This is a genomic window from Halobacterium bonnevillei (genome assembly GCF_009831555.1).
GTDB lineage: Archaea > Halobacteriota > Halobacteria > Halobacteriales > Halobacteriaceae > Halobacterium > Halobacterium bonnevillei.
Window position 1 is genome coordinate 1 of the sequence record NZ_WUUU01000167.1, and the last position, 6,350, is coordinate 6,350.

Sequence of the window (6,350 nt, forward strand, 5' to 3'; positions counted from 1 at the left end):
ACGACGCCGACCATCGCCACGTCGGCGGCGGCCTTCGACATGCGCGCGACGCCCGTGACGATGCGGGGCCACGACAACTCGGACGTGCGGCGAGCGCGGCGCTCGGAGATGAGGCCGAGGCGGGACAGCCCAAGCCCGATGCCGAGCAGGAGGGCGCTGAACGGGTTCGGTACCACGACTACTCCTGGCTCGGACGCCGATAGTGAAAGGCGTGCGGAATCCGGTCGGTGCGTGGGGGTATGTAGACTGTGGCACGGACGACCGCCGGAGCGGATTCGCCGTTGGCGAGTTCGGACTTGTCAGTCCGCGACGAGGGTGACGGAGTCGCCGACTTCGAGGGTCCGGCCGCGGTCTGTCTCGGGGACTGACGCGATGAGCATCAGCGTGTAGAAGTGGTCGAAGGCGTCCTCGTCCGCCCACTCCGGGAACGTGTCGCGGCGTCGCTGGACGAACGTCTCCCGGAAGTCCGGTGTCGAGTCGCCCGTGTCGGGGTCGCGCTCGGGGACGACGCATCTGCCGCAGGGCGTGACGCCGTCGAATCGGACGCCCCCCACCTCGAAGGCAGGCGCGTCGTCGCCGACGAACCGGTCCTCCCAGAACGCGGGGACGCCGGCGACTTCGACGTTCGCCCGGAGGCGCCGTCGTACCCCCTCGACCGTGAGGTCCTCGAACCAGGACGCGACCTCTCGGAGGGTCGCCGTGCTGACGACCGACGGACCCATGCTGCGGCGGTCGACGTACCCGAGGTCGTCGTCGCACGCGAGCGTGAGGTCGAGGTCGAAGAACGCCGAGAACCACGCGGCCGCGCGCTCCGATTCGTCGTCCAGGTCGAATCTCGCCCCCTCGCCGTCCGGCGTCCGGACGCTGAGCTCACTGGTCTCGCGGTCGAAGTCCGTCTCGAGGTCGTGGACGCGCGCGGTCCGTTTGCCGTTGACCACGTCGCCGTCGGCGTCGAACAGCGCGTACCTGCGGTCGTCAGCGAGCGTCCCTCCGGAGAGCACCGTCGCTGCGTCCACGTCGACGCCGTCCAACCCTTTCACGGGATACACTCGGAGGCCGGCGATTCGTGTCATTACCGGACCCCACGAACGACCGCGGCTTAGGTGTTCGCTCACACCCGCTCGTCGAAGGGGCCTTCGAGCGGTTACGCCACCACTTTCGTCAACCCCGTTTCCGGAGCGTCTGGAGTCCTGCTCAGGGACTCGAACAGTTCGTTGCGGCGAGTTCGACGCGTTCAGTGGACGCTGTATTTTCGCCCCGCACCGGCTGTTCGACGACGAAGACGCTCACAGAGACCATCGGATCCTCGCTCTCGTGTCGCGTGCAGAGGTAGTCGGCGAAGCCGCCGGCCACCGAATCGTCCTGCGCGCTTCGCAAATTCGAGACGTACTTCCGCCACCGCGCGGAGGGATAGCTCCGCGCGACGTCCGGTGGCTCCGTCCAGGTCACTTCGCCGCCGCGGAACGCGTCCACGCTGTCGCCGGAGTCGAGCGTCCCGGGCGCGACGACCCAGTAGTCCGTCGCCGCGGGCGTCGGTGCGAACATCCCCCAGCGCGGGTCCGGCGAGTCGTCGACGGGAGCCGCGTCGGGAACAGCCACGATGCCGACCGTGGCGGCGTTCCACGCCAGGACACCGACCAGGAGCACCGCGAGCAGCGGCGGCAGGACGCGGCGCTTCCAGCGGGCAGCGGCCCGAATCGTCGCCGAATCCGGGAGCCCGACGTCTGGCAGTCCGCTCGCGAGCGCGCTGACGGACCGCGACACCGGTCGGTCCCGGAGTCCGGGAATAGCGCGCCAACCGGGGAGTTCGTCCCAGACGGCGGCGGGGAGGAAGGGAACGAGCGCGGCGACCGAGACCAGCGGGAACAGGCCGAGTTGCATCGACGCGAGCATCCCGAGGTGCACCGCGGCGAACAGCCCGGCGAACGCCGCGCGGACCCACCCCGTGAGGGCGACCAGGAGCACTGACCCCACCAGCATGCCGAGCCAGAGTCGATCGAACGCCGTCAGCAGCGTCGGGTACTGGGCGAGCACGTCGCCCAGTCGCACCGTGAACATGTCGAGTTCGAGCACGTGACGGGTCGCGTCGCCGGACAGCCAGCGGTCGCCGCGGAGTTTCAACACCGCGTTCGTCGCGTACACCACGACGACCTGCAGCAGGACGCCGGCGGTCGCGACACTCACCACGCGATTCCTCGCCGTTCGGTCCACACCACTACCGCCGGACGCCTCGGTGGTTGAAGCGTGAAGGGCGTCGACCGACCAGCGGCGGCCCAGCGGGAGGAACACCCCCCACAGGAACAGCATCCGGAGGAGCGTGTCGCCGCTGTTCAACACGAGGGGGTTGCGGTAGTGCAGCGACGTGAGCAGGACGCCCGACAGGAGTGTCGCGAGCGTCGTTCGGTAGCCGACCAGCATCGACAATGCCGTCACGACAGCCAGACCGAACAGGAGACCCTGCACCCAGGCGGCCCCGGAGAGGGCGTGCAGCGACAGCCGTGAGAGCGCCCCGTACTGCTCGTAGAGGAGAGAGCGCGGCAGCACACCCGCGTCCGTGTAGAACGCCGTGAGGAACCGGGCTCGTAGGAAGATATCGGCGAGGACCAGGGCCGCGAGGGCGGCGCGGAACGCCGCGAGTGCCCGGGCGTCCACGCCCAGGCGTCGGGAGACTGCGGTCCGCACGCGCCGGACCACGTCGCTGTCGCGCGAGTGCCGTGCGGTCACGTCACTGCCTCCCGGAGCGGGCGGAATAAGCTTTCCGCGGCCACGCCGGCATCGTCAGGACGCGCACGTCCAGAGCCCGGTGCCGTTCTCGCGGGCCTGCCGTTCGAGGCTCGCGTAGCCGTCGCGCTTCGTGAACTCGCTGTCGTAGAGGCGCGCGTACCCCGCCTCGAGGAGCGCGCGGTTGAACGAGTCGCCGTCGGCGCCTCCGCCGCCTCCCGTGGTCCGGGGCGTCTCCGACGCGTCACTGTCCACGACGACGTACGCGAGCAAGCGGTCGTAGCCCGCCGCGGCGGTCGCTGACCGGGTCGAACTCGACGGTCACAGTCTCGCCCGCGAGTCGCTGGTCGGCGTACTCGCTGGCGCGCTCGCCCCAGGTTCGGAGACACGACCGGCCCGCGTCGGTGTCGGGGACGCCCTCGTACTCGCCGGGCGAGACGTCCTCGTGGACCTCCGGGGTGTCGACGCCGAGCAGGCGGACGCGCTCCTCGGTGCCGTCTTCGAACCTGACGTCGACCGTGTCGCCGTCGACGACGTCGACGACGGTCGCGGTCTGGTTCTGGGCGGCCGTCGTCGTCGGCTCGCCGAACGTGACCGACCCCGAGCAGCCCGCCAGGAGGACGAGGGTCGCGGTGGCGACGACGGCGAGCGTGCGTCGATTCACACCGGCGGTACGGACGGGTGGGTGTTAACGCTCGCGGCCTGTTGCCGAGCCATCGACTGGGTCAGTTCGCGAAGCGGGGGCGACCGAGTAGTCAGTCACTGCCGACGAGAGCGGCCAGGAGTGCCAGCACGACGGCGACGAACGCGACGCCGGCGTCGAACCCGGGAATACCCGTGTCCGTCCTGGTGGTGTCGTCGCCGCTCGACGCGGTCACTGACGCGGTCCGGTCCCCGGCGGCGAACGTGTGCTCGCCGTCGGAGGTCACCGGCACGGTCACTGTCCGCGTCGTCGATTCACTGGCCGCGAGCGCCACGTCGAGGGACGCGACATCGTCGTCGTCCAGCGTGACGACCACTGGTCCAGTCGCGTACCTGTCCGATGGGTTCGACACCTGGACAGTCACCGTCACGTCGTCGCCGGGCGACACGGTGGTCGGCGACACGGAGAGGTCCTGGACCTCGACGCGAGCGGGCTCTCTGACGCCGAGTGCCATCCGGTCCCGACCGGTAGAGAGCTCGTACGTCCCTGGCTCTCCGAACGTGTGGCTGAGCGTCACCCGGTCGCTGTCGCCCGGAGCGAGTTCCCCGCCCGTGGCAGCGAGCACGGTGCCGTCCAATTCGAGGGCCGCTTCGTACTCGCCGGTCTGCTCGCCGTCGTTGGTCACCACCGACTCGACTGACACGGTCTCCCCGACGTACAGCGACGGCGGTCGCTCGTAGGTCTCGTTGCGGAACGGACCGCTGACGCGGTACTCGGTCACCTCGAAGTTCATCTGTGGCGGCTCCGTTCCGAACGCCGCACCGTGTTCCGTCCGCGTCCACATCTCGGGTACGTCGGTCGTCGTCGTGTATCGGCTGGCCTCGTCGCGCACCGACTGGCTCGAGATCTCGCGGACGGCGTCCAGCACGTCGTCGTTGGTAGTGCGGTCGTCGTGTTGGTTCAGCAGATAGAACACGTCGGCCATCGTGTGACTGCTGTCGGTCGCGACCCGGATCTGGCGGTCGAGTTCGCCCCAGACAAGGCTTCCCTTGACGTAGTTCGCGCCCGACGGCCACGTCGTCGGGTCGGCGAGAACCGCGTCCCGCCAGGGGGAGCGCTCGCCGTACGAGAGGTACGTCTCGAACGCCTCGAACCCGACGTAGCCCGTCCGGAGCGCGAGCAGCGCCGAGTAGTATTCGGCGCTCGCCTCCGTCGTCCACCTGCCGCTGGACTCCGTGCGGAAGTCCTGGCGCGTGTGGACGTACTCGTGGAACCAGACGTTGCCGGCGTCATCGAGGCTGGCGTCCGCCAGCACCCAGGCGTCGGTGCCGCCGTACTCGACGCCGCGAATCCCCCAGTCGGCGTCCGTCGGGGCGGCCGCGAACCACACTTCCTCGTCGCGGGCGCCGACGTTGAACCGGCCGGATGCGGCGGCAAGTGCGTCGAGAATCTCCTCGGGTGACGCCGCCAGCGTCGCGGCCTCGGGGACCGTGAGCCGGATGGTCTGTGCATTCGCCGTCCGGGTGTACGTCTCCTGCGGCCCGAGGAACGCAATCTCGCCGCCAGTCGACCCCTCGCCGGCGACCGCGGCGTCCTCCGAGATGGTCACGTCGATGTCCTCGGTACTGCGCCAGCTCCACTCAGTCCGGAAACCCGGCACCGTGACCATCGCCCACGGACCCGGGTCGACGAACGAGTACTTGCCGTTCTGGGTGACGGCGGGCGAGCGCGCGCCGCTGGCGCTCTGGTTTGCGGGCAGCGTCAGCGACAGCGTCGCGGGGTCCGTCTCGCCGTCCCACTCGTAGGCACCGTCGGTTCGAGTGAACGCAGTGCTCTCGACGTCACGGGCGTCCCCGGGGACGCCCACCCGGAGCGACGTCACACTCTCGGGGATGTCGTACGCGACGTCGACGTCGACTGCACCGGGCTCGTCTGGAGTCAGGTGCAGCGTGATGTCCTTCTGGATGGTCTGCGTCTGCCCCGTTGCCGCTCGCTGCCCTGTGGCTTCTCCCGTCCGCTCGGTCGGCTCGATACCTGTCTTCACCTCGGCGCCGGCGCTGTCCTGTGCGGGACCGGTGCGGTCCTGAATGGGGCCAGCGCTCGCGGCGTCGACTCCTGCAGCACCGTCGGCGAGCGCCGCGCCGGCGAGCGGCGTGGCGACGAGTGCGACGACGAGAACGAGGACGAGCCCACGTTGCATGAGTCCACGTGAGGGACCGACATACAAAGGCGCCAGGGCCGAGGAATTGCTGGAGGATCCCGACCCGCAGTTCCGCCCCGTTCGGACGTCCGCAATCCGGGCACGCACCGGCGTGACCGTCAGTCTCGGTCGCCGCCGTCGGCGACAGCGAACTGCTCGTGAGCCACGTCCAGCGCGCCGATGGCCTCGACGAGACCACCGGGTGCGACCCGGAGACCGTCAGCCAGGGGCGCCCCGTCGTCTGGCAGGTCACCTGCAACGTCGTCACTGACGACGATGACACCGGCGGCGTCGCGGCGGAGTCGCCTGTTTTTGCCCCAGTCTGCTGCCGCTTCGGGCACTACGGTGGCGTCCGCTTCGGCCACGAGCGCCCCGGCGCGAGCCACGGCGTCGGTATCTGGCTCGGCGAACGGCGGCACAGTGACCGCGTCGAAACCGAGTCTCGTCGCCGTCTCGTGGTCGAGGCTCCCGGACGCCACGGGACCGACCGTCACGTCAGCGCCGGCGTCGGCGAGAGTCCCCAGGAGGGGGGTCGCCGCGTCGCCGCCACCCAGGACGTGGACCGATTTCTCCAGGTCTCCGGTGGCCTCGGGGAGTGGCGTGACAGTAGGTTCGCCAGTGACCGGGTCTGTCCCGACGGCGACGCGCGCGTCGAACGCGTCCCGGACGGCCTTTGGCGTGAGCACCTCCGCGGGGGCTCCAGAGTCGAGGACGCGGCCGTCCGCGACGAGCACCAGTTCGTCGCAGTAGCGCGCCGCCAGGTCGAGGTCGTGGATGGCCGCGACG

At 70.0% G+C, this 6,350-nt stretch carries 5 protein-coding genes and 2 pseudogenes; all 7 read right to left on the reverse strand.

The features are described from left to right. Positions 1-176: pseudogene (locus GRX66_RS15295) on the reverse strand (MATE family efflux transporter); the annotation flags it as partial. A 123-nt stretch (positions 177-299) separates the two neighbouring features. Continuing rightward, a complete protein-coding gene (locus GRX66_RS15300) occupies positions 300-1,073 on the reverse strand; it encodes an MOSC domain-containing protein (protein WP_159527324.1) in 774 nt (257 codons plus the stop codon). A 121-nt stretch (positions 1,074-1,194) separates the two neighbouring features. Then, positions 1,195-2,724: an HTTM domain-containing protein gene (locus GRX66_RS15305; protein WP_325064142.1), complete on the reverse strand. Its 1,530-nt coding sequence runs from the start codon at positions 2,722-2,724 to the stop codon at positions 1,195-1,197. Between the two features lie 54 nt (positions 2,725-2,778). After that, a complete protein-coding gene (locus GRX66_RS20105; RefSeq protein WP_325064143.1) occupies positions 2,779-2,976 on the reverse strand; it encodes a thermonuclease family protein in 198 nt (65 codons plus the stop codon). Next, positions 2,966-3,385, reverse strand: a complete 420-nt coding sequence (locus GRX66_RS20595) for a thermonuclease family protein (RefSeq protein ID WP_325064144.1) — start codon at positions 3,383-3,385, stop codon at positions 2,966-2,968. Before GRX66_RS20595 ends, GRX66_RS20105 begins: the two co-directional genes overlap by 11 nt. Positions 3,386-3,476: 91 nt before the next feature. Further along, entirely contained in the window at positions 3,477-5,564 is a 2,088-nt protein-coding gene (locus tag GRX66_RS15315; protein WP_159527325.1) for a CARDB domain-containing protein, read from the reverse strand. Between the two features lie 119 nt (positions 5,565-5,683). Continuing rightward, positions 5,684-6,350, reverse strand: a pseudogene (locus GRX66_RS15320) (ABC transporter); the annotation flags it as partial.